The organism is Providencia sp. PROV061 (assembly GCF_011045655.1).
Classification (GTDB): domain Bacteria; phylum Pseudomonadota; class Gammaproteobacteria; order Enterobacterales; family Enterobacteriaceae; genus Providencia; species Providencia hangzhouensis.
Genome location: NZ_CP042861.1, coordinates 2508043 through 2532304, shown reverse-complemented (window position 1 = coordinate 2532304; position 24262 = coordinate 2508043). Strand labels below are relative to the sequence as shown.

18 protein-coding genes are annotated in these 24262 nt (G+C 39.3%); 12 read left to right on the top strand and 6 right to left on the bottom strand.

Annotation, left to right across the window (positions count from 1 at the left end; genetic code table 11):
- Positions 1-4 precede the first annotated feature (4 nt).
- Both FVA72_RS11460 and ydgH read right to left on the bottom strand, forming a co-directional pair.
- Positions 5-1345 (bottom strand): basic amino acid/polyamine antiporter, encoded by a 1341-nt coding sequence (locus FVA72_RS11460; protein ID WP_004254844.1) that lies wholly within the window; start codon positions 1343-1345, stop codon positions 5-7.
- A gap of 352 nt (positions 1346-1697) precedes the next feature.
- The gene (gene ydgH, locus FVA72_RS11455) at positions 1698-2648 is read right to left on the bottom strand and encodes a DUF1471 family protein YdgH (RefSeq protein ID WP_004254841.1); all 951 of its coding nucleotides are present in this window, start codon (positions 2646-2648) and stop codon (positions 1698-1700) included.
- 385 nt (positions 2649-3033) lie between these two features.
- On the opposite strand from ydgH, the gene pntA reads away from it, so the two are divergent.
- Both pntA and pntB read left to right on the top strand, forming a co-directional pair.
- Complete coding sequence (gene pntA, locus FVA72_RS11450) at positions 3034-4563, top strand: Re/Si-specific NAD(P)(+) transhydrogenase subunit alpha (RefSeq protein ID WP_004254837.1); 1530 nt, start codon at positions 3034-3036, stop codon at positions 4561-4563.
- A 13-nt stretch (positions 4564-4576) separates the two neighbouring features.
- The gene (gene pntB / locus FVA72_RS11445; RefSeq protein WP_094960629.1) at positions 4577-5965 is read left to right on the top strand and encodes a Re/Si-specific NAD(P)(+) transhydrogenase subunit beta; all 1389 of its coding nucleotides are present in this window, start codon (positions 4577-4579) and stop codon (positions 5963-5965) included.
- Between the two features lie 131 nt (positions 5966-6096).
- On the opposite strand, the gene FVA72_RS11440 is transcribed toward pntB, so the two are convergent.
- Positions 6097-7293: an MFS transporter gene (locus tag FVA72_RS11440; RefSeq protein WP_137019024.1), complete on the bottom strand. Its 1197-nt coding sequence runs from the start codon at positions 7291-7293 to the stop codon at positions 6097-6099.
- Between the two features lie 169 nt (positions 7294-7462).
- On the opposite strand from FVA72_RS11440, the gene FVA72_RS11435 reads away from it, so the two are divergent.
- Positions 7463-8086 (top strand): TetR/AcrR family transcriptional regulator, encoded by a 624-nt coding sequence (locus FVA72_RS11435; protein ID WP_004254827.1) that lies wholly within the window; start codon positions 7463-7465, stop codon positions 8084-8086.
- A 70-nt stretch (positions 8087-8156) separates the two neighbouring features.
- Here FVA72_RS11435 and uspE read toward each other — a convergent pair whose 3' ends face one another.
- Complete coding sequence (gene uspE, locus FVA72_RS11430; protein ID WP_036957775.1) at positions 8157-9104, bottom strand: universal stress protein UspE; 948 nt, start codon at positions 9102-9104, stop codon at positions 8157-8159.
- A 125-nt stretch (positions 9105-9229) separates the two neighbouring features.
- Positions 9230-9985 carry an FNR family transcription factor gene (locus tag FVA72_RS11425; protein WP_004254821.1) on the bottom strand — a complete coding sequence of 252 codons (756 nt, stop codon included), beginning with the start codon at positions 9983-9985 and terminating at the stop codon, positions 9230-9232.
- 364 nt (positions 9986-10349) lie between these two features.
- On the opposite strand from FVA72_RS11425, the gene FVA72_RS11420 reads away from it, so the two are divergent.
- The 5 genes from FVA72_RS11420 (at position 10350) to FVA72_RS11400 (ending at position 15961) form a co-directional block, all read left to right on the top strand.
- The gene (locus FVA72_RS11420) at positions 10350-11360 is read left to right on the top strand and encodes an NAD(P)H-quinone oxidoreductase (protein ID WP_110591691.1); all 1011 of its coding nucleotides are present in this window, start codon (positions 10350-10352) and stop codon (positions 11358-11360) included.
- A gap of 404 nt (positions 11361-11764) precedes the next feature.
- Positions 11765-13705, top strand: coding sequence for a pyridoxal phosphate-dependent decarboxylase family protein (locus tag FVA72_RS11415; protein ID WP_110592586.1), 1941 nt, complete (start codon positions 11765-11767; stop codon positions 13703-13705).
- Between the two features lie 20 nt (positions 13706-13725).
- Positions 13726-14934 carry a tyrosine transporter TyrP gene (tyrP, locus tag FVA72_RS11410; protein WP_004254811.1) on the top strand — a complete coding sequence of 403 codons (1209 nt, stop codon included), beginning with the start codon at positions 13726-13728 and terminating at the stop codon, positions 14932-14934.
- A gap of 279 nt (positions 14935-15213) precedes the next feature.
- Positions 15214-15765, top strand: a complete 552-nt coding sequence (locus FVA72_RS11405) for a PadR family transcriptional regulator (protein ID WP_110591692.1) — start codon at positions 15214-15216, stop codon at positions 15763-15765.
- Complete coding sequence (locus tag FVA72_RS11400; protein ID WP_004254804.1) at positions 15758-15961, top strand: hypothetical protein; 204 nt, start codon at positions 15758-15760, stop codon at positions 15959-15961. Before FVA72_RS11405 ends, FVA72_RS11400 begins: the two co-directional genes overlap by 8 nt.
- Positions 15962-16185: 224 nt before the next feature.
- On the opposite strand, the gene FVA72_RS11395 is transcribed toward FVA72_RS11400, so the two are convergent.
- The gene (locus FVA72_RS11395) at positions 16186-17931 is read right to left on the bottom strand and encodes an ABC-F family ATP-binding cassette domain-containing protein (protein WP_110591693.1); all 1746 of its coding nucleotides are present in this window, start codon (positions 17929-17931) and stop codon (positions 16186-16188) included.
- A 413-nt stretch (positions 17932-18344) separates the two neighbouring features.
- Between FVA72_RS11395 and FVA72_RS11390 the strand changes: the two genes are divergently transcribed.
- The 4 genes from FVA72_RS11390 to FVA72_RS11375 all read left to right on the top strand — a co-directional run bounded on the left by FVA72_RS11390 (position 18345) and on the right by FVA72_RS11375 (position 24145).
- Positions 18345-18821: a GNAT family N-acetyltransferase gene (locus FVA72_RS11390; protein WP_036957770.1), complete on the top strand. Its 477-nt coding sequence runs from the start codon at positions 18345-18347 to the stop codon at positions 18819-18821.
- Positions 18822-19191: 370 nt separating this feature from the next.
- A complete protein-coding gene (locus tag FVA72_RS11385; protein WP_036957769.1) occupies positions 19192-20262 on the top strand; it encodes an HlyD family secretion protein in 1071 nt (356 codons plus the stop codon).
- A complete protein-coding gene (gene rbbA, locus FVA72_RS11380; protein ID WP_096863711.1) occupies positions 20259-23015 on the top strand; it encodes a ribosome-associated ATPase/putative transporter RbbA in 2757 nt (918 codons plus the stop codon). The genes FVA72_RS11385 and rbbA overlap by 4 nt, the downstream gene beginning before the upstream one ends.
- A 5-nt stretch (positions 23016-23020) precedes the next feature.
- Positions 23021-24145, top strand: coding sequence for an ABC transporter permease (locus tag FVA72_RS11375; protein ID WP_164456325.1), 1125 nt, complete (start codon positions 23021-23023; stop codon positions 24143-24145).
- Positions 24146-24262: the final 117 nt, after the last annotated feature.

Below are 24262 nucleotides of genomic sequence, written 5' to 3'. Positions count from 1 at the left end.
AAAACTAGGCAACCAAATAATAGAGCGCAGGGATAGCGCCGATAGCAATGGCATATGCCATGATTTTTTCAATCGCTTTTAATGGCATTTGGTTGGTTTGCTGCTGGCGAGCATAGAAAAATACCAAAATACCAGGGGCATATAAAACGACGGATAATAGTAAATTGATTAACCCTGATGCATAAAGCAACCATAGACCATAAAGACTGGCAATAGCTCCAACGGCAAGTAATGCCTTATTATGACGTTCAAAAGCTACTTTTACTAAAAATGCACCGACAAGGAAATAGGGGACTAAAATCATTTCAGAGGCAATGGTAAGCAATGTATTGTAATTACTCCCACTAAGCCAAATAAGAACTAAAGATAGCTGTACTGCACCATTAGTGAGCCATAAAGAAGATGATGGGGCATCATTCTTATTTAATTTATTGAATATTTTAGGAAATGATTGGTATTGGGCTGCAATATAAGGTACTTCAGCGGCCATAATAGTCCAACTTAGGTAAGCTCCACAAACAGAAATAATTAGGCCCGCTGCAATAATAATATCACCACTCGAACCAATTAAACTTATCATGAGTGGGGCCATGGATGGATTTTTTATTTCTGCAAGTTCAGCTCTAGGCATAATACCTAAAGAAAGTAAGGTCACTAGAATATAGATAATTAAAGCAGAACTTACAGCGAAAATTGTTGCTAAGCCAACATCGCGGCGGTTTTTCGCTCGTGCAGAGACGACAACGGCACCTTCGATACCAATAAATACCCATAGTGTAATCAGCATGGTATCTTTGACTTGCTCCCAAACAGGAACGCCAAATTCGATACCACTGAAATCTGCATTGAAAATATCAAGTTTAAACGCAAAAAAAGCCAATACAATAAATAAGCCAAGAGGAACCAGTTTTGCCATTGTAGCAAGTTTATTAATCCCAGCGGCTGTTTGTACTCCACGAAGAACTAAATAGTGAACAAACCAGAGGAGTATTGATTCTCCGACTAGGGCTTGCCATGTATTCCCATCACCAAAAATAATGTTGTCAGGAGTATCAGTAAAAAAACTGATTGCTGCGAATACGATAACAAGATAAGACACATTCGCAACTACTGCACATAGCCAATAACCCCACGCCGAGCAAAAACCAATTAATTCCCCGAAGCCGACTTTGGCGTAAGTAAATATCCCACCGTCAAGGTCAGGTCGTATGCGAGAAAGCAACAATAAGGCAAATGCTAAAAAAAGGATGCCCACACCAGTAATTGACCAACCGATTATTAATGCGAGAGGGCTAGCCACTTCAGCCATATTTTGAGGGAGACTAAAAACACCGGCGCCAACCATTGAGCTAAGAACTAGCGCAGTTAGTGCGGTAAGACTCAAAGTATTTTTCAAAGTAAATCCTGAACGTTCAGAAATCAAAAGTTAAAATGACGTTAAAGTGCCATTACAATAATGAGTTTAACTAGTAGCCATTAAAAAAGCAGATAGAATGACTGCATGTTTTCAGAGTGTGGATTCTACGAACGAAATGACAGATATGCAATGGTAATGTATGCATTTTTTAAGATGTTTTATGCACTTTTTCAAAAGAGTGAGGATGAATAGAGTAAAGGACGAGATATAACCTAAAGTGAGAGTCTAAAAACAAAAAAACCAGCCGAGTAGGCTGGTTTTAACATCACATAAATTAGGACTATTTAAACAAGTCAGCACTGATAGTGACACTGCCACCATTAGATTGCCATTCTCTTGTAATATGAAAATATTTAGCCCCTTTCGCTTCCGCACGTTTTGCTATTTGGTAACGTACTTCAGGCGTATTGGTGTAATATCCAGAGAATGTAATAGAGTCAAATGGGACCATTTGTGCAGCTGCTGTTTTGTTGACCTCTTCGATAACATAACCACTTGGCAGAGTCACACTAGTACGACCCGGTTGACTGCTAGAGGTTTCAAAGAAGCGTCCGACTGCGGTTGTTGGTTCTTCAGAAGATGCAACACCAGGAATGCGAACTTTTTTAGCCGCTTCACCGCCCTCTGCTAACAGAGCACGACCAGCGTCAGAATCGGCAGGAACCACTGCGTCTTCATTAAGAACTTGTCGTTTCGGTGCATCTTTCTTATAGATATAAGCAGTTGCTAATGTATTTCCACCATCATTCATTGCGATATTACGAACCACATAGAACGAGGCAGCATTTTTCTCAAGTGCTTTTTTGGCGATAGCCTCATATAGGTCTGGTTGAGAAGGGTAAAAACCGCTTACAGTAACAGTATCAAAAGGCTCATATTCTGTTGCGTCAGTTTTTGACATTTCCTCAACACCACCGAATACACGACGTTTTGGTGTATCAACTTGTGGTGCGTCTTTTGCGTAGACATCAGCAACAACACGCATGTTGCCGCTATCACCTACATCATCAAGGCTTTGAATGTAAAAGGCATATGCCCCCATTTTATCAGCCCTACGGGAGACTGCATCGGATGCTTCATAAATAGCATTAAAGCGCCCGGTGACTGTTATACGCTCATAAGGTTTTAATTCAGTAGCCTGTTTTGGCGTCAATTCAACAGCCGCCTGAGTAGCAGTTATACTAGTTAATGATAACACCGCGGCTGCGATGACCGTAGTTTTCAGCTTCATACAAAATCCTTCCGCCTTGCGCAATTTATTATAAACATGCTGAATCTTAGTTGTATCACATGTACGTGATTATTACACGTAACGGAACCTGTTGTCTCATGATTTTATTTTTATGAGAAATAAATAATTATTGACTAGTTAAATTTACCAGATTTTTTAAAGTATCCAGTATTTTATTGACCTAAAACTAAGATTTTCACTGCGAATTCCATTTACTGTCTAAGAATCGTGATCAATTATGGATCAAGAAGCTTATTTTCAGTAGGTTATTAGAACATTAAAAATCTGTTTAGGCACAAAATAAGACTTTTCTCTGTGATGACAGTCATTATTTTAGCAAACACTCTATTAACAACATTACGTTAGGCATTAAAAAGGGAACATTATGCGTATTGGTATACCAAGAGAACGACTTGCCAATGAAGCGCGTGTTGCAGCTACACCATCTACAGTAACTCAACTTCTTAAGTTAGGTTTTTCTGTCTGTGTAGAACAAAATGCGGGTCATTTAGCCAGTTTTGACGATGTAGCATACGAACAAGCGGGGGCGGAAATCGTTGATCGTGATACTGCATTTGCTGCGGATATCGTTTTTAAAGTCAACGCGCCACTGGATGATGAAATTCCTCTATTAAAAGAAGGAGCGACTCTGGTGAGTTTCATTTGGCCAGCACAGAATGCTGAGCTAATGGAAGCTTTAAAAGCTAGGAAAATTAACGTGATGGCGATGGATGCGGTACCACGCATTTCACGTGCTCAATCACTTGATGCGCTTAGCTCAATGGCGAATATTGCCGGCTACCGTGCAATTGTTGAAGCTGCTCACGAATTTGGCCGTTTCTTTACGGGGCAAATTACGGCTGCAGGTAAAGTTCCTCCAGCGAAAGTCATGATCATCGGGGCTGGGGTTGCAGGCCTTGCTGCGATTGGCGCTGCTGGTAGTTTAGGTGCCATTGTGCGTGCCTTTGACACTCGTCCTGAGGTGAAAGAGCAAGTTCAGAGTATGGGGGCTGAATTCCTTGAATTAGATTTCAAAGAAGAGGCCGGTAGTGGCGATGGCTACGCCAAAGTAATGTCAGAAGCATTTATTAAAGCTGAGATGGAACTGTTCGCTGCACAAGCGAAAGAAGTCGATATCATTGTAACTACGGCACTGATTCCAGGTAAGCCTGCACCTAAATTGATTACCAAGGAAATGGTTGAATCAATGAAGCCGGGAAGTGTGATTGTAGACTTAGCGGCGCAAACTGGGGGGAACTGTGAGTTAACCCAAGCTGACAAGCTGGTTGTGACTGACAATGGCGTAAAAATCATTGGTTATACCGACTTACCAAGCCGTTTACCAACACAATCATCGCAGTTATATGGAACAAACCTCGTTAACTTGATGAAGTTATTGTGCAAAGAGAAAAATGGTGAAATAGACATTGATTTTGAAGATCTGGTAATTCGTGGGGTCACTGTGATTAAACAAGGTGAAATCACTTGGCCAGCGCCCCCAATTCAGGTATCTGCTCAGCCGCAGGCGAAACCGCAAGCGGTGGAAAAAGTTAAAGCGCCTGAGAAAAAGATGTCACCGACGGTAAAATATGGCTTGATGGCATTAGCTATCATCTTGTTTGGTTGGTTTGCTAATTCAGCACCAAAAGAGTTTTTATCGCACTTTACTGTATTTGCTTTAGCTTGTGTGGTTGGTTATTACGTGGTGTGGAATGTGACTCATGCATTGCATACACCGTTAATGTCAGTCACTAACGCTATTTCAGGGATCATCGTCGTGGGCGCCTTGCTCCAGATTGGCAGCGGTGGCTGGGTAAGCTTCTTATCCTTTATCGCCATATTGATCGCGAGTATCAATATTTTCGGTGGGTTCACTGTAACTCAACGCATGTTAAAAATGTTTCGTAAAGGGTAAGGGGTAACTTATGTTGTCGAGTGGAATTGTGACAGCAGCTTACATAGTTGCTGCTATCCTATTTATTTTCAGCCTTGCGGGGCTATCCCGTCATGAAAGTTCCCAACGTGGGAATACTTATGGCATTATCGGGATGGCTATCGCCTTGATAGCCACTATTTTAGGTCCTCACAGTGCTAATGTGGGCTGGATGATCGTTGCGATGGTCATTGGTGCTGTCATTGGTATTCGCTTAGCGAAAAAAGTTGAAATGACAGAAATGCCTGAGCTGGTGGCTATTTTACATAGTTTCGTCGGTTTAGCTGCAGTGCTGGTTGGTTTTAACAGCTTTATCGCAAGTGAAGGGCACGCTGATGTTGTGATGGAAAACATTCACTTAACTGAAGTTTTCTTAGGGATCTTCATTGGTGCAGTTACCTTCACCGGTTCAGTAGTCGCTTATGGTAAATTATCAGGGAAAATGTCATCAAAACCGATGATGTTACCTAATCGCCATAAACTGAATTTAGCGGCGTTAGTGGTTTCATTTATTCTGTTAGTGATTTTTGTTAAAACAGAAAGTGTCGGCTTGCAAGTCTTCTTGATGCTAATTATGACCGCGATAGCTTTGGCTTTTGGCTGGCATTTAGTCGCTTCAATTGGTGGAGCGGACATGCCAGTGGTCGTTTCAATGCTGAATTCGTATTCAGGTTGGGCTGCTGCAGCGGCAGGTTTTATGTTAAGCAATGACTTGCTGATTGTCACAGGGGCATTGGTCGGTTCTTCAGGTGCGATTCTGTCCTATATTATGTGTAAGGCGATGAACCGTTCGTTTATCAGTGTTATTGCAGGAGGCTTCGGTACAGATGGCTCTTCAACAGGCACAGAAGAAGAAATGGGTGAGTATCGCGAAAGCACCGCAGAGGAAGTCGCTGAAATGTTGAAAAACTCAACATCAGTAATTATCACTCCGGGGTATGGTATGGCGGTAGCACAAGCACAATATCCTGTTGCGGATATCACCACTAAATTACGTGAACGTGGTATTAATGTGCGTTTTGGTATTCACCCTGTAGCTGGGCGTTTACCTGGCCATATGAACGTATTATTAGCCGAAGCTAAAGTACCTTATGATATCGTATTGGAAATGGATGAAATTAATGATGATTTCTCTGATACCGATACCGTTCTTGTTATTGGTGCTAACGATACGGTTAACCCAGCGGCTCAAGAAGATCCAAACAGCCCAATTGCAGGTATGCCAGTTCTTGAAGTTTGGAAAGCAAGCAATGTTATTGTATTTAAACGTTCAATGAATACTGGCTATGCTGGGGTACAAAACCCATTATTCTTCAAAGAAAATACACAGATGTTGTTTGGTGATGCAAAAGATAGCGTTGATGCAATCTTACGTGCATTGTAATTTAATGAGTTACTAATTCATTTCAAAATAATTAGTAAAGTAAATAAGAAGGGGTGATTGGTTAATTCCAGTCACCCCTTCTTGATATTTGAGAGTTAAATCAGTTTATGTGATGCAGTCTTACAAACGCATCATTTGAGGCAAAATCGAGCGCAATTGGTTAGCCCTCGAGCAAAGGTAAACACTAATAAAAATGCTAGTGTAGATATAGTCAGCATGCTCATCATGAGAACTCCGCCATTGAAATGGTCCATGACGTATCCTCCTACTAGACTGCCAATAGTAATTAGAATTAAAAACATAAAGGTAATAAGGGCGGAACCTTTCTCGGTTAATTCTGGAACATGAACGTGCATCCACATATTGATTGTTGCAGGAACCATACCCGCAGCGATCCCCCATGAAGAAACAAATATGATACTGGTCGCCCAATTAAAATCTAAAACAGATAATGCGAGAAAAGCTAAGGCTAATAAAAGAGCACTAATCGCGAAATTATAACGAACATTATATTTTCCAACATAACCCGCCAGTATATTGCCAACTACGCTGGCCACTCCAAAAAAGAGCAATAATGCTGAAATTTGTCCTTCGATAAAACCTGCGGTTTGTTTAAAGAACACCGTAAAATAATTATACGCAGAGAAATGTGCTAAAAAAATCAGTGTGAATATAAGTAACCCTTTACGCGCAATAGGGTGCGAAGGCATCAATAACAATTCCTTCCATTGCATAGACGAAGAAGGTTTTAATGATGGTAAAGAGAAATACTGCATTAAAAACGCGACAGCACCTGCAATAACCAGCGCAATATAAGGCATTCTCCAACCATAATTATCAGATAACCAAGCGCCTAGAGGTACTCCGAGCACGGTGACTAATGTGACGGCCGAAAAGAATATTGTTACGGATGTGGTAATTGACATATTTTTAGGTGCTAGACGTATCACTAAGCCTGCTGCAACTCCCCAAAAACCCCCTAGTGCAATTCCTAATGCGAATCGACCTAATAAAACCAAACTAAAATTAGACGCGAAAGCCGTAATTGCATTAGCTAATATCATGAGAGCAACTAAGAAAAGTAAAACTTGGCGTCTATCGATATTCTTTGCATAAATGGGGACAAATAGGGAGGATGCCATACCTGCGATAGATGTGACAGTGACTGTAAGTCCTGCGGTACCTGTTGATATTTGAAAATCATAAGCGATGTTATTTAGCACACTAATGGCTAAAAACTCACCAGTAACAATAATGAAGCAAGCAAAAGTTGCAGATAATAGTGAAAGCCAGTTACCATTATGCGAAGAAATATGAGTTGTTGTCATGCGCTTTCCATGAAAGTTAAGTAGTTTACAAAAAAGAATGATTTTATAGTGACCGCTATAAAATCATGGCGCTATTGTTTATGTGAATTTAGACGTTGTCAATTATTTTTATAATGATCACTATAAAATAGTTGTGGTATAGTGAATTGACTGCGAGTAAAGTGAGAATATGAATCAAATAAAACGCGGGCGGCCTAAAGGCTTTGACCAACAAGATGCACTAGCTAAAGCCATGCTATTGTTTTGGCGAAATGGCTATGTTGCAACCTCAATTAGCGATTTAACTCAAGAGCTAGGTATCACAGCGCCTAGCCTTTACTGTGCTTTTGGTGATAAAGCATCGTTGTTTAATCAATGTATTGATTATTATTTGATGAATGAAGCTTGTCCTATTTTGTCTATTGTAAAGCAAGCCAAAACAGCGAAAATTGCAATTGAATTGCTGATGTATGAAAGCGCTAAAAGGCTAATTCAGCCAAATAAGCCTGCAGGTTGTATGCTGATTACAGCGACAATGAATGGGTCAAAGCAAATCGAAGATGTGCAATTAAACGTCCAAGAAAAACGGAAAAGTTATCAGGAAATTCTACTGGCACGTATGCGCAAAGGCATTGATGATGGTGATGTTGCTCCAGATGCGCCGATTGAAGCTATCGTTGATTTTTATATAACGGTAATTGATGGTTTTACCATACAAGCTTGTGATGGAATTGATCTTGAAAGACTTAATCAAGTCATTTTTAATGCTATGCAAGCTTGGCCGATACTTAGTCAAAGTTCAGTTCAGCAATAACTTAGCCATGATTAAATTAAGTCCCAATAACATAAATATTATTGGGGCTTAATAAGTTTTAGATGATTAGCTAATCATCATCAGCAGGGTTGATAGGACAAACAAAACCGTCAGGTTTAATCGCTAATAAATCACATTTTAGCTTATCGATGACATGCTCCGCGGTATTCCCCAAAAAAGCCGCTGAAATGCCTGTACGGCCCAAAATACCCAGAACCACAACCCCAGCGTGCAATTCTTCACACATATCTGGAATAATTTTTTCAGGTAATCCTTCACGGACATGGGTATATTTTTCATCAATCCCAAATTTTTGCCGCAACTCTTTCATAGCAATTAAATGTTGGCCGCGTAGTGCGTTGTTATATAGGCTCGGGTCGAAATCAGGTAACTCTATGGCAATATTCATAGGAGCAACAGGATATGCACTCACTAAATGGATTTCCTGTTCCTTAATAATGCGAGTTGCTAAATCTTTTGTTTTTTCGACCAATTTGATATTGAGGTCATCGTGATAAGATTCCTCATTTGATAAGTTAACGGCGACAACCACTGAACCGTGATCAGGCCATACTTTGTCTTTTACCATCCAAACGGGAGCAGGGCATTTTCGGAGTAAATGCCAGTCTAGTGGGGTAAAAATAATCGACTCAAAATTATCGGTTTGATGCGCCATTTTCAGTAACAGGTCATGTTCGCCATTTATTACTTCCTGAATAATGGCCTCATATGGCTTGTTATGCCAAATAACTTTAATTTCAATATCAATGCCCGCTTCAAGATAGAAATGAGCTTGTTGTTTGATCCACGCTGCTTTTTGGCTTATTACACCTTTGCGCATGGCATTACGTTCTTCAGGAGAAAGTAAGGTTGTCATGTCATAGGAAAGGTCGTAGATAGGCAAAAACGCTTTTATCCGTCCACCATTACGCTGCACGATGTAGACAGCACGTCTTAATGCAGGTTGATCATCCTGATTTGGGTCAATTGCAACTAGCAGGTTTTTATAGTTTGCCATATTGAAATCCTCTCGATACACGGATATTTCCATATAGATAAACTATGATATTGAGATTAAATAGGCAAGAAATCTGGAGAAAAAAATGAAAACGGATCACTGATAACGTGATCCGTTTAGGGATATTAGCATGTAATTGCTGAAACTTTACCAGCGATATCAGTCAGTTTAGCCATATCCTCGATAGTGATGTACTTACCTTTAACACTTAGCATGCCACTTTTTTGGAAACGTCCTAAAAGGCGACTAATGGTTTCAACTGTTAAGCCAAGATAATTACCGATATCTCCACGAGTCATGGTTAATCTAAATTCTCTTGGTGAAAAACCACGTTCCGCAAAGCGGTGAGAGAGGTTAAGAATAAATGCAGCTAAACGCTCTTCCGCATTTTTCTTAGATAATAAAAGGATCATTTCTTGATCACCTTTAATTTCACCGCTCATTAAACGCATAATTTGCTGACGTAAATTAGGCATTTTGCCTGATAAGTCGTCTAAGGTTTCAAAAGGTATTTCACAAACCATTGAGGTTTCAAGTGCTTGTGCAAAACTTGGGTGCTGTGTATGAATGATAGCATCAAAGCCAACAAGGTCTCCTGCTAAGTGAAAACCAGTAATTTGCTCATCGCCTTCTTCGGTTATTGTATAGCTTTTTATTGTACCTGAGCGGATGGCATATAATGAACGCAATTCATCGCCTGCTTTAAATAAAGCTTGGCCTTTTTGAATTGGTTTTTTGCGTTCGATGATATTATCAAGTTGATCCAGTTCATGTTCATTCAGCGTAAAAGGAATGCAAAGTTGGCTAATACTGCAATCCTGACAATGAATAGCACAACCACCAGACTGGATGCGACGAACAACTCTTTTTTCTGGGATCATATTTAAGGCTCAATCAAGTTAAAATTATTGATATGAGTCAATTTTAACATAAGATAATGCAACTAGTAAGTAGTAATGTATGACAGAATCGACTTAATAAACAAAAAAGCCAATCAGAAGGCATGTGAGAAATTAGTGAATTTAGATATTCATGCTAAATTAAAGAAGATTACTAAGTATATAATTTGATATAGATTAAATTTTAGCCTCTAAACGATAAAAAGATGACTTACATCATCATAGTAGTTACTACTCTAAACTGTCGTAATTAAGCACGAAATATTAAACTAATTAGCATTAATTTAACACAAAAATAAATTTAGGAATATCAATTTTTCAAATTAACCTCAAAAAGGAGAATATAATGGCACTTATCCAACAGTCTTTACCCACCTCGATGACAGTTGTAGACATTATAGAACCTGGTGGACCAGAAAAGCTGCGATTAATTGATATACCGTTACCTAGAATTTCTGCAGGGTATTTGCTCGTTAAGGTGGAAGCTGCGGGGGTTAATCGCCCTGATATTTTTCAGCGTAAGGGGTCTTATCCTCCACCGGCAGATGCTTCACCGATTATGGGGCTTGAAATTGCAGGAACTATAGTTGCCAAGGCGGATGATGTAGAGGAATGGCAGCTCGGAGACAAAGTTTGTGGACTGGTTGCCGGGGGAGGTTATGCAGAATATTGTTTAGTGCATAAAAACATAGCCTTACCGTTAGGGAATTTATCTTTTATCGAGGGTGCAGCGATACCTGAAAACTTTTTCACTGTTTGGGCAAATGTTTTTCAAATAGGCAAACTTAAAAAAGACGAAACGGTACTTATTCACGGTGGAACATCGGGAATTGGTAGCGTGGCGATTATGTTAGCAAAAGCCTTTGGCGCAACAGTGATTACTACTGTTGGTTCAGAAGACAAAGTTCAAGTTGCAAAATCGTTAGGCGCAAATTGTGTTATTAACTACAGAAACGATGATTTTGTTGAAGCAACACTCAATTATACCTCTTCTCGAGGTGTTGATATGGTCGTAGATATTATCGGTGGTGATTATGTTGCGAAAAATTATCAAGTTGCTGCTAAATTTGGACGAATAATTCAAATTGGTATGATGAAAGGTAACCCTAAAGAGTTAAATATGATGCCTTTAATGGTAAAAAGATTAACTCATACGGGATCAACAATGCGTTCTCGAACTATTGAGGAAAAAGCAGTGATTGCCCAAGAACTAAAGAAACAAGTCTGGGGATTGTTACAAAATGGTGAAATAAAACCTATTATTAACAAAACATATCACTTGTCTCTGGTGCGGAGTGCCCATGAATATATGGAATCAGGTGATCTTGTTGGGAAAATTGTTTTGCTAAACAGTTAATTGGATTTACTTTCTGCGGTTTTCACTATTTAACTTTAGTTCTTTAAGAGCAGTGAAAATCGCACCATCTATAACAAATTTTTTACATATTCAAGCTTTTTCAGCGTAAAAATCTCTTTACAGTTGAATAAATTTTGTTTTTTTGTGCTTGTCCACAAATCAGAATGAAATTCCCATTAGTTTATTAATAATTTAATAGAAATAGATTATATCTATAAATAAGTTGGCCATTAACGGTTTGTTTATCAATAATTAATGCTTAAATGATATTTTTAAATGTATATCATTAATATATTGATATCTTTTATATAAACACAGCCCGTTATGCACTTTCCAATGATATTAAGTTAAGTAACTTAAGTGCAATTAGCACCCGTTAATTGTAGTTTGAAGGTGTAGTAATGATAAATAATTTTAAAAATTCAAAAATAAATGTAGATGCATTATTTTTAGGTCCTAAATCTGAAAATGCTGTCTTTTTCAAAGAAATGATGGAGTATTCAGTTAGTGAACATATGCATTGGCGTTCCAGCTATCATCCTGAAGATCCTGATCTTATCTCTACTGTTGACCGTTATGCTCCCGAGTACCGAGATACGCTTTATCGTACAGAAGGCATTCTTAATCAACTCTCTTCAAAATTAAAAACAACATCGGTTCCATGGTTCTCCCCCCGTTATATGGGGCATATGAATGCAGATACACTGATGATTTCTAATTTGGCTTATGTCATGGCGATGATGTACAACCCCAATAATTGTGCACAAGAATCTTCACCAACGACAACAGTTTTAGAAATAGAAGCCGGGTTAGATTTATGTGCCATGTTTGGTTATGACGTACAACATGCTTGGGGACATATTACATCTGGTGGAACGGTTGCTAACTACGAAGGTTTATGGGTAGCTAGAAATATTAAAACGTTGCCGTTAGCGATTATGCAGCATCCAAAATCCCAATACTTGCTAAAGGATAAAACTGAAAAAGAGTTACTCAATCTCTCAGTTTCCGCGGTTCTAGATTTAATTGACGAGTTAAAGAAACAACAAATTTTTGAGGAAATTCGTGATTTAACCTGCCGTGGTGTTGGAATAGAACAAGGAAAACTCGGTAAGTTATTGGTACCGCAGTCTAAACACTATTCATGGATGAAAGCGATGGATATTCTTGGTTTAGGCCAACAGAATATTGTGCAATTACCCGTTGATGCAAGTTATCGAACAGATGTACGTAAAATGCGTGAAACGGTATTTACATTAATTGAGCAAGGGGAGCCAATTTTAGCGGTAGTTGCCGTTGTTGGTACCACAGAAACTGGCGCAATAGACAATGTCAGAGAAGTTATTGAGCTACGACGTGAATGCGAGCAACGTTTTGGGGTTTCTTTTTATGTGCATATCGATGCTGCTTACGCGGGATACGCTTGTGCGATGTTTCGCGATGAAGAAAACCAATTTATGGAGTATGAGAATTTACTCCAACGCTATCATAGTGAAGGGATTTTTCCTGAAAATATGTTGTGGCCAAAACGTGATGTTTATGAAAGCTTTAAAGCATTAAGCCAAGCGGACTCGATTACCGTTGACCCTCATAAGGTGGGGTTTATTCCTTATGCGGCAGGTGCAATTTGTATGAAAGATAAGCGGATTGTGGATTTAGTTTCTTACCATGCCGCTTATGTATTTGAAGAGGTTCAAGAAAAGCAGCGTAAAACAGAAAAAACACAAAATGTATTATTGGGCTCATCTATTATGGAAGGGTCAAAAGCGGGCGCAACCGCAGCAGCGGTATGGGCTGCACATCGCTTAGTTCCGTTAAATGTTTTAGGGTATGGAAAAGTGATTGCGGCTGGGGTCATCACTGCCAATTGGATGATTGATAAAATTAATCAATGTGAGCCTTTTATTATTGAGGAACGTCAATTTTCAATTATAGGGATGCCAACGCCTGATTTTCACATGATTAACTTTATGTTTCGTGAAATTGGCAACACCTCTTTAGAAAAACAAAATCAATTAAATAAACGGTTATATGAATTATGCTCTTATGCGGCAGGCCGGAGTTATTCTAATGATTTTCTCACCTCATCAACCTCGCTAACTTATGAAGAATATGGCGATAACCCATTGAATCTATGTCGAGATGCACAATTCTCTGATAGTGAATGGCATAAAGTACGGTCGATTTATGTGCTACGGGCGGCAGTCATGACACATTGCCTGCGTGATAGGGCACATTTTGAAACCTATTGGGCAGAGTTAAAAAATATTTTTGAAGACAAATTACAACAACTCATTAATGAAGAAAATAAGTTAAATCACTCTAATTATAAAATTAATATTTAATTGATTGTTAGGATCTCAATATGAAAAATCGCACACTTGGTAGTGTATTTATTGTTGCAGGTACTACGATTGGCGCAGGTATGTTAGCCATGCCTATCGCTGCCGCGGGTAATGGTTTCTTAGTGAGCCTCGCTATGTTATTAGTGTTGTGGGCATTGATGTGCTACACGGCGTTACTTTTGGTCGAAGTTTATCAACATGAATCTCACGAAACTGGGATCGGTAGTGTTGCACAACGGTACTTAGGCTCTAGTGGCAAATTTATTACGGGTTTTAGTATGATGTTCCTGATGTATGCATTGACAGCAGCTTATGTCAGTGGAGCAGGGGAAATCATTACATCAAATTTGAAAAGTAGTTTTGCTATTGAAATGGCAGATTGGATGGGAATTGTTGTATTTACCGTCATTGGTGGGGGAGTTGTATGTTTCGGGACTTCATCCGTAGATTTTATCAACCGTATTTTATTTGCTGCAAAAATTGTTTTCTTAGTCATTATATTGGCATTAATGATGCCGCATGTTGAGCAACAAAATTTATTAGCTGCCCCAACTGAAAAAGTACTTATTTTATCTGCTATACCGGTGTTTTTTACCTCCTTTGGTTTTCATGGTAGCGTCCCAAGTATCGTTAAATACATGGGGGGAGATGTCAAAAAATTGCGGGTTATTTTTATTATCGGAAGTGCTATCCCGTTGATTGCTTATATTTTATGGCAAATCGCAACATTAGGGAGTATTGGTACAACCACATTTGTTGGTATTTTGGCGGAAAACGCAGGGCTTAATGGATTATTAGATGCAATTAAAGATGTGGCTCAATCAGGAAAAACAGAGTTAATTGCACAAATGTTTATGAGTTTGGCGCTTGCGACATCTTTCCTTGGTGTTGCTTTGGGGTTATTTGACTTTCTAGCGGATTTATTTAAACGTCAAGATAATGCGTCAGGGCGTCTACAAACAGGTTTGCTCACCTTTGGACCACCACTAGTTTTTGCTTTATTTTATCCTAAAGGGTTTGTGATGGCGTTAGGGTATGCCGCAATCGCACTTTCAATACTGGCTTTATTATTACCTAGTGCTATGGCATTTAAATCAAGAACATTAAACCAACGGAAATATCAAGTGTTAGGCGGTGGATTAGGTCTTTCATTAGTATTTATTTGTGGAATTATAGTCATTGGTGTTCAGTTAGGGATTGTTTTCAACATATTACCTAATATTGGGTAATTGCACTTCGCTTCTATAGCCAGCCAACATACCGACGGCTGGCTTTATCACTTCAAAAATAGGTTAATTTCATATCTATTGCCAACTTTACTCAGTTAGACAATTTACCGCACATTTTTTACTGTTGTGTCGACATTTAGTCGGTATAATCCATATAAGAATGATTATCATTAGCACGTTATGCACAAAAATAGATATATCTAAAGCTGGCATTTTCTGTAAAAGTAACTATCATATTAGATATATCGGTTTTTATATAAATAACCACTGAGAATTTTAATGGCAAATGAACAACAACTCGAGCCGTGTTTGTGCAACGGTAAAAGTGTCAGTCGTATGTTTAACCCTAAACAGTTAAGGATTTATATCCTACATTTACTGACAGGGGGAATTAATTACGGTTATGAGTTAATAAAAAAAATTGCAGAAGAAACGGCAGGTTTTTATTGCCCAAGCCCAGGTGTGATATATCCAACTTTGACGTTATTAGAGGAGTTAGGGTTTATTTCGGCGGGTAAAGATAATGAAAAAGGGCGTAAGTGTTATGTCATAACGCCAGAAGGTCGCTGTTTTTTATTACTCAAAGCTGAAATATTGGCAGAAGTTCAACTAAAATTAAAATATGCTCAGGAATTAAAAGCAGGTAATCAATTCGCTAATGAAATTGAATGCGCTGTAGATAAATTTAAGTCATTGTTGAGACACCAAATCGTGATACAACAGTTGACGAAAGAAGAGACAACAAGAGTCGTTGAGATCATTAACCGAGCAGTGGAACGTATTGAGCAAGTCAATGCAGTGTTAGTGGCAGAGGGAAAATCAAATGGCTAAAACGAATGATATTATACAAGCAAAAGAGCGTTTATATATGAAAGAGACAAGCAAAATACCACAGAGCAACGCCCCGGTTTCATCTGAAAATGAACCGTCTGTGAAGACGAATAAAGACGTTAAATTTAAAGAGGTTGTATGCCCTAATGTGCCAACTTCATATTTTAAGCGAGCAAAGAAACAAAAAATAAAATAACCAATTAGATAGTTTACAAAATCTTTATTCACTTAAAAGACATAAAGAATAAACCTTATTTATTTTCTTATTGATGAACAACGCGACTCAGTCTTCTATTATTCCATCAATAAGGTAAATTTTAGGATGCATATAATTATTTTGTAAACTTTAGCTATGATCCTATATCAATATATAACTTCATAAAAAATCCCCTGATCACTTAACGTAACCAGGGGTATCGGTTACAAGCCCAATTTAGCGTGTATTTGGGCTATTTCGTTGATCCACTGCTGCTGTAATTGCGGTTTTTGGTGGTTTAATTTGCGTTTTTGATCCGCAAGTAGCTTTTGCTCCAATATCAGCAATGTTTCTAATAACTCATCTTCATGAGTAACTTCCTTACTGAGAATTTCAATCGTTGATTTAGAAGGGGCATTTTCCCCAAGCGTAGACGTTAACACTTGCTGGGATTGCTGCTCGATTTTATGATAAATATCATCAGCATTAAGGTATTCCTCTAGCCGATTATCATCGATAAACCAGAAGCGTTGGCAGCTATTTTCAATGAGCCATTTATCATGGCTTACAACCAATAATGCCCCAGAAAATAAGCTAATTTGCTCACAAAGTGCTTCCTTGCCTTCTAGATCAAGGTGATTGGTAGGTTCGTCCAATAAAATCAACTCATACTGAGCTAAACTTAAACCAATAAACAATAATCTAGCGCGTTCACCACCGCTCAGTGTTGCCACTTTCTGTTGGTGACGATTATAGGCAAACCCCGCTCCAATCAATGCCATTTTTCGTTGTTCATCGGTTAAAGGTGAAAAATGACGTAGTGCATCTAATAGGCTATCATTATCATTTAACTGCTCTAATTGTTGGTCATAATAACCAGCACGAATTGCTGGATGAAACTTCAATTGTGAGCTATAGCGTAAATTTTGTTGATAATGTTGCCAAAGTAGACGTAATAGTGTTGATTTACCACAGCCATTGGCTCCCATGATAGCGATACGATCACCACTTTTCACTTGATGAAATGCCGTTTTAAATAACTGATTTCCATTCGGTGTTGAAACAACGGTGTTTTCCAACTCTAAAACTCTATCTGCAGGAATAGCTTTGCCATTTAAAGCAAGCTTCCATTGATAGCCTTCAGTTAATTCGGTTTGGGCATCTTTAAGACGGTCAATATGTTTTTCCATCTGTTTGGCTTTGCGTGATAAGGCTTCATTGTCATACACATGCCCCCAAATCGCTAAACGCTTGGCACTTGATGCAATACGGTCAATTTCTTTTTGCTCTGCTTGATTACGGCGTGCATCAGTGATGTCTTTTTCACTTAATGCTTGCCGTGCTGCACTGCAAGGTAACCGATAAAAATGTAATGATTTATCTCGTAAAATCCAAGTACAGTTACTGACTTTATCTAATAACGATTGGTCATGGGAAACTAGCACAAAACTCCCTTTCCATGACTGTAAGAAATTACCTAACCAAATCAGTGTGGGCAAATCTAAATGATTACTAGGTTCATCGAGTAACAGTAAATCGGGTTGTTCAATTAAAGCACGCCCCAGCAGCAAACGTGTATGTTGTCCTCCACTGATGGCATTCGCTTTTTGTTCCCATTGTTCAGGTGTAAAACCTAATTCTGATAATAAAACTTCAGCCCGCCAGCGCTCAGTGACTTTATCTTGTTCAGGGAGTTTTTGAACAAGCGCATCAATCAGAGTCAAACAAGCGATTTCATCGGGTAAATGTTGTTCAATATAAGCAGTAACACAATGATTTGCATAGGTAATACTGCCACTATTAGGAAACAGTTGTTGGGTTATTAGCTTCAATAATGTACTTTTTCCACTCCCGTTATGGCCAATTAAACCAATGCGGTCACCTTGTTGGATGGTAAAAGAAATATCGCTTAATAAGGTAGAGGTTGAAGTATCGTAATTTAATGATTTTACAGTTAATAAAGTGCTCATAGCTTACTCAAATTTTAGGCGAAAAAACGCCAGGGTATAGTCGTAACGACAACCCAGTAAGCTGAGGGAAGATTTTCTTTAGTGGCTTCGCTCAGGCAGGGTTATCGCAGTATAAAACTGTGAAAGCCTGAGCTCTGGCGATTACCAAAGAAGTGTGAATATTCAATAAGATCACACAACAACATAAATTAGCCTCCTTAATATTCATTTAGTTAATCGATGAGAGAATTATAGCTAATATGTTATTTAACCAACAAGGTCCGAAAATGCGCTCTCTGATTATTATAGGAAAAAGCATATACAGGTATAAATGTTACTTATATCATGCGCGAAGAAATGAATAATATTGCTGTGAATTGGGTTCTTGCTATGTAGCGTTTAAAATCATGATTCAAAAAACAAGAGAGCCCCAAATGAACGTAGAAATAAAACCCGCAACATGTGATGACGCTGCTTTGATATTAGATATGATCATTGAATTGGCAGATTATGAAAAAGCACGTCACGAAGTTAAAGCCACGGTAGCTGATATTGAAAATTCCTTATTTGGAGCGAATTCAAGCACAGAAGCCTTAATCTGTTATGTGGATGGCCAGCCAGCAGGGTATGCCGTATTTTTTACGAGTTATTCAACATGGTTAGGGAATAATGGTATTTATTTAGAAGATTTGTATGTCTCCCCAGATTTTCGTGGCGCGGGTGCAGGAAAGAAGTTACTCAAGCATATTGCAGTGTTAGCCGTAGAACGAAAGTGCCAACGGCTGGAATGGAGTGTTTTAGATTGGAACCAGCCAGCAATTGATTTTTATAAAAGTATTGGTGCAGAACCGCAAGATGAATGGGTTCGTTACCGAATGGATGAAAAAGTGATTGCTGCATTCGCAAGCTAATATTTATTCATATTCAAACATCGTTGAATAAAGCCAGTAAATTAAGTTACTGGCTTTATTTTTTTATTTTGAATTAAATATGTACAATTAATGCCTTATCCTGATTTTTGTGAGTTTATTCTGTTTTTTTGTGACATAAGGCAACTAAACTTAAACCAAATATTGATAAAATGCCATTAAATTAAATAGATAGCCAATTTAATGGTAGTGCTAACACTTACTTGGCCAAGTTTTAAATAAAAATAATATTTTTAGTTTTAAGGGTATTTATTTCGTATAGAGACAGTTATGTCATTTTATTAATAATCACCAGGTTAATAATCAAAATAATTGTTGTTCCTTGTTTTCTCATTTAATGGAAAGGGATGGTATGAAAATAAATAAACAAAAAGTATCTTTTTACATCATTTTAATATTAATTATTGTTGCGGGTGGTTTCTATTACTGGAATGTTAATTCAGGTGGTCTACCCGCTGGATTCGCTCAAAGTAACGGCCGTATAGAAGCAACAGAAATTGATATTGCCACTAAGACGGCAGGACGTATTGAAACGATTAATGTAAAAGAAGGGGATTTTGTTAAAGAAGGGCAAGAACTTGCTCGTATGGATACGCGAGCACTCCAAGAGCAACTCCATGAAGTACAGGCACAATTACGCCAAGCCATCAGTGCAGTGACCACTGCCGAGTCTGCTTTAGCGCAACGTAAAAGCGAAAAAGTTGCAGCCCAGGCTGTTGTTCGTCAACGTGAAGCGGAGTTAGACGCAGCGCAAAAACGGTTAAATCGTTCTAGAGCTTTGGTGAGAACCAACGCCGTATCTCAGCAACAAGTCGATGATGATACAGCACAGATGCAAGGCTCTCGTGCAGCACTGGAAGCATCAAAAGCTCAAGTTGCCGCCGCGACATCAGCCATTGATTCTGCAAGCGCTGGTATAGTCCAAGCGAAAAACCGTGTTGATGCAGCGACAGCAACGGAACGCCGTATTATTGCGGACTTAGATGACAGTATTCTAAAAGCGCCAAGAAACGGGCGTATTCAATATCGTGTCGCTGAGCCTGGAGAGGTACTTGGCGCTGGCGGGCGAGTCTTGAACATGGTCGATTTAAGTGATGTGTATATGACATTTTTCTTACCGACTGAAGATGCAGGAAAAGTTGCCTTAGGCAGTGATGTTCACATTATACTTGACGCTGCACCAAATATCGTAATCCCAGCCAAAACCACTTTCGTGGCGAGTGTTGCTCAATTCACACCGAAAACCGTAGAAACACAAAATGAACGCCTAAAATTAATGTTCAGAGTGCGTGCACGAATTTCGCCTGAATTATTAGAGCAACATCTAGAATATGTGAAAACAGGGCTGCCCGGAAAAGCTTATGTGCGTTTAGACCCTAATGAATCTTGGCCTGCTGAATTAGAGGTGAGATTACCACAATGACCAATAAACTGATGGATGATGTGATTATCGATATACAACATGTCAGCCAACATTATGGTGACAATTGTGCGTTGGATGACATAGTACTTTCCATCCCAGCAAGAAAAATGGTTGGGTTGATTGGCCCTGATGGTGTAGGAAAATCAAGCCTGATCTCCCTGATTGCAGGGGCAAGAGTGATTCAACAAGGCCAAATAACGGTACTTGACGGTGATATGAGTGATATTGAGCATCGTAGAGCTGTTTGCCCTCGCATCGCCTACATGCCGCAAGGTTTAGGGAAGAACCTCTACCATACGTTATCTGTTTATGAAAACGTCGACTTTTTTGGCCGCTTATTTGGCCAATCAAAAGCTGAGCGTGAATATCGGATTCAGGATTTGCTTGAAAGTACAGGGCTTGCGCCATTTAAAGACCGTCCAGCAGGCAAGTTATCAGGAGGGATGAAACAAAAGCTTGGGTTATGCTGTGCGCTAATTCATGATCCCGATTTATTAATTTTGGATGAACCTACTACAGGGGTTGACCCGTTATCTCGTGCGCAATTTTGGGATTTAATTGACCGCATTCGTTTGCGACAAACCAATATGAGCGTTTTGGTCGCAACGGCTTATATGGAAGAGGCCGAACGCTTTGATTGGTTAGTGGCAATGGATGATGGCAAGGTGCTCGCTACAGGTCATGCATCTGAATTAAAAGCCCAAACTCAATGTGATGATCTTGAAGCTGCGTTTATTGAATTACTACCTGAAGAAAAACGCAGTGGCCACAAAAAAGTCGTGATCCCTCCACGTGATACCACAGAAGACAATATTATTGCTATTGAAGCCCAAGACCTAACTATGCGTTTTGGTAACTTCGTCGCTGTTGACCATGTGAATTTTAAGATCCCAAAAGGGGAGATTTTTGGTTTCTTAGGGTCTAATGGCTGTGGTAAATCAACCACTATGAAAATGTTGACGGGTTTATTACAAGCCAGTGAAGGGCAAGCATGGCTATTTGGTCAAGAAATAGATCCGAAAGATATCGAAACACGCAAGCGTGTCGGCTACATGTCGCAAGCATTTTCACTATATAGTGAATTGAGTGTTGAGCAAAATCTCGTACTTCACGCCAAGCTTTTTCATATAGCTGAGGACAAAATTCCCCAGCGAGTGGACGAAATGTGCCAGCGTTTTGAACTTGATGATGTGCGAGACGTAATGCCTGACGATTTACCTTTGGGGATCCGGCAACGGTTATCTTTAGCTGTCGCAGTTATTCATGAACCTGAAATGTTAATCCTCGATGAGCCAACTTCGGGAGTAGACCCCGTTGCCAGAGATATGTTCTGGAATTTGATGGTCGATCTATCAAGACGTGACGGTGTCACAATTTTTATTTCTACGCACTTTATGAATGAAGCAGAGCGCTGTGACCGTATTTCACTCATGCATGCAGGTAAAGTCTTAGATTGTGATACCCCTGCTAACCTGACCAAAAAAAGAGGCCTTGGCACGCTTGAAGAAACCTTTATTGCTTATTTACAGGATGCTGTGGGGGATGCAGGACAAGGGCAAGAAACTGCCCCTGAGTTCCATGTTGACCCTGAACTGAAAGAACAAGCGACCGAAGCGTTAAAAAAACGTTTTAGTTTACGCCGGTTATTCAGTTATTCCATTCGAGAAGGGATGGAATTACGTCGTGACCCAGTGCGTTCAACACTCGCGTTATTAGGGACTGTAATTCTTATGTTTATTATGGGTTACGGTATTAGTATGGATGTCGAAAATTTACGTTTTTCCGTACTAGATCGCGACCAAACGGGGTTAAGTCAAGGATATACGCTGAACTTAGCAGGTTCACGTTACTTTATCGAACAACCACCAATCAAGGATTATGATGATTTAGAGGCTGGTATGCGTAGCGGTAAGATTACCGTTGCGATTGAAATTCCGCCTAACTTCGCAAGGGACGTTGCACGCGGCAATAACGTTAAAATTGGCGTGTGGATTGATGGTGCGATGCCAAACCGCGCTGAAACTGTGCGTGGCTATGTGCAAGCGATGCACTTAGCATGGCTAAGTACGATGGCTGCTCGCCAACCCGTTGGCGTTGCTGGTATGCCAGCTATCGACATTGAAACCCGATATCGTTATAACCCAGATGTTCGTAGTTTACCGGCGATTGTTCCCGCAGTTATTCCATTATTATTAATGATGATCCCCGCAATGCTTAGCGCGTTGAGTGTTGTTCGGGAAAAAGAGCTTGGTTCGATTATCAATCTTTATGTCACTCCGATCACCAAATTAGAGTTTTTACTTGGAAAGCAGCTCCCTTATATTTTATTAGGCATGTTTAACTTTGTATTACTTTGCATACTGTCCGTCTATATATTTGGTGTTGAATTTAAAGGTAGTTTTCTGACGTTAACCTTGGCCGCATTTTTGTATATCAGTATTGCAACAGGAATGGGGTTATTAATTTCATGCTTTATGAAAAGCCAAATTGCAGCAATTTTTGGTACTTCTATCATCACTCTGATACCAGCAACACAATTTTCAGGAATGATTGACCCAGTTTCATCATTGGAAGGTATTGGCCGCTGGGTTGGGATGGTTTATCCAACATCACACTTTTTAACTATCACGCGAGGAACCTTCTCTAAGGGACTAAATTTATTCGATTTACAGTCATCGTTTATCCCATTACTGATCACTGTTCCATTGGTTATTGGGCTCAGTGTTTTATTCCTGAAAAAGCAGGAGGCATAGCGATGATACGTAAAATTCAGAATATTTTTAACCTAGGAGTCAAAGAGTTACGCAGTTTAGGCCGCGATAAAGCGATGCTAGCCTTGATTGTCTTTGCTTTTACGGTATCGATTTATTCGTCGGCAACGGTGACTCCCGGCTCTTTACATAATGCGCCCATTGCGATTGCTGACCAAGATAAGTCACAGTTATCAAATCGGATAATCAATAGCTTTTATGCGCCTTATTTTTTACCACCCGCGGATATCACACCAGATCAAATTGATGGTTTGTTAAATCGTGGTTCATATACTTTTGCGCTAGATATTCCGCCTAATTTTCAACGTGATGTGCTTGCAGGACGGCATCCTGAAATTCAGGTAAATATTGATGCAACAAGGATGAGCCAAGCCTTCTTAGGAAATAGTTATATTCAAAATATTACCTTAGGGGAAGTGAATGAATTTTTAGCAAAATACCGTAGTAATGCAAGTTTACCTGTTGATTTGGAAGTGAGGATGCGCTTTAACCCTAACTTGACACAGTCATGGTTTGGTTCTGTTATGGCAATCATTAATAATATTACGATGTTATCGATTGTTTTAACGGGCGCTGCACTAATCCGCGAACGGGAACACGGTACAGTCGAACATTTGATGGTCATGCCACTAACGCCATTTGAAATTATGATGTCGAAAATATGGTCAATGGGGCTGGTGGTATTGATTGCATCTGGTGTTTCCTTAATTTTGGTTGTAAAAACATTGCTACAAGTACCAATCGAAGGCTCTATCTTATTGTTTATGTGTGGGGTGGCCTTGAGTTTATTTGCGACAACGTCGATTGGTATTTTTATGGGGACGATTGCACGCTCCATGCCTCAGTTTGGTTTGTTGATGATCTTAGTGTTATTGCCATTAAATATGCTTTCTGGCGGAATGACAGCGCGAGAAAGTATGCCTCAGCTTGTTCAAGACATTATGCTAACCATGCCGACAACGCACTTTGTTAGCCTTGCTCAAGCGATTTTATATCGCGGAGCTGGCTTCCAAATTGTTTGGCCTCAATTTGCGGTTCTTGTTGTTATTGGTGCTGTATTCTTTTCTCTCGCACTCATTCGTTTTCGCAAAACGATTGCCACCATGGCATAACCTACTGTACATAAAATATCCATTAATGCATAAAACGCTTGCTGAATTTTTCAGTAAGCGTTCTAATGCTTCACCTATTAATTATTGGTGCATTATTAGGTTGTACCTATCAAATCA

What these genes read in the sequence shown, in the direction of transcription:
- rbbA (WP_096863711.1), top strand. Translation starts at nt 20,259, where the DNA reads ATGACCAATAAACTGATGGATGATGTGATTATCGATATACAACATGTC.
- FVA72_RS11425 (WP_004254821.1), bottom strand. Translation starts at nt 9,985, where the DNA reads ATGATCCCAGAAAAAAGAGTTGTTCGTCGCATCCAGTCTGGTGGTTGT.
- FVA72_RS11405 (WP_110591692.1), top strand. Translation starts at nt 15,214, where the DNA reads ATGGCAAATGAACAACAACTCGAGCCGTGTTTGTGCAACGGTAAAAGT.
- FVA72_RS11420 (WP_110591691.1), top strand. Translation starts at nt 10,350, where the DNA reads ATGGCACTTATCCAACAGTCTTTACCCACCTCGATGACAGTTGTAGAC.
- FVA72_RS11460 (WP_004254844.1), bottom strand. Translation starts at nt 1,345, where the DNA reads ATGGTTGGCGCCGGTGTTTTTAGTCTCCCTCAAAATATGGCTGAAGTG.
- FVA72_RS11400 (WP_004254804.1), top strand. Translation starts at nt 15,758, where the DNA reads ATGGCTAAAACGAATGATATTATACAAGCAAAAGAGCGTTTATATATG.
- ydgH (WP_004254841.1), bottom strand. Translation starts at nt 2,648, where the DNA reads ATGAAGCTGAAAACTACGGTCATCGCAGCCGCGGTGTTATCATTAACT.
- tyrP (WP_004254811.1), top strand. Translation starts at nt 13,726, where the DNA reads ATGAAAAATCGCACACTTGGTAGTGTATTTATTGTTGCAGGTACTACG.
- uspE (WP_036957775.1), bottom strand. Translation starts at nt 9,104, where the DNA reads ATGGCAAACTATAAAAACCTGCTAGTTGCAATTGACCCAAATCAGGAT.
- pntA (WP_004254837.1), top strand. Translation starts at nt 3,034, where the DNA reads ATGCGTATTGGTATACCAAGAGAACGACTTGCCAATGAAGCGCGTGTT.
- FVA72_RS11395 (WP_110591693.1), bottom strand. Translation starts at nt 17,931, where the DNA reads ATGAGCACTTTATTAACTGTAAAATCATTAAATTACGATACTTCAACC.
- FVA72_RS11390 (WP_036957770.1), top strand. Translation starts at nt 18,345, where the DNA reads ATGAACGTAGAAATAAAACCCGCAACATGTGATGACGCTGCTTTGATA.
- FVA72_RS11385 (WP_036957769.1), top strand. Translation starts at nt 19,192, where the DNA reads ATGAAAATAAATAAACAAAAAGTATCTTTTTACATCATTTTAATATTA.
- FVA72_RS11435 (WP_004254827.1), top strand. Translation starts at nt 7,463, where the DNA reads ATGAATCAAATAAAACGCGGGCGGCCTAAAGGCTTTGACCAACAAGAT.
- FVA72_RS11440 (WP_137019024.1), bottom strand. Translation starts at nt 7,293, where the DNA reads ATGACAACAACTCATATTTCTTCGCATAATGGTAACTGGCTTTCACTA.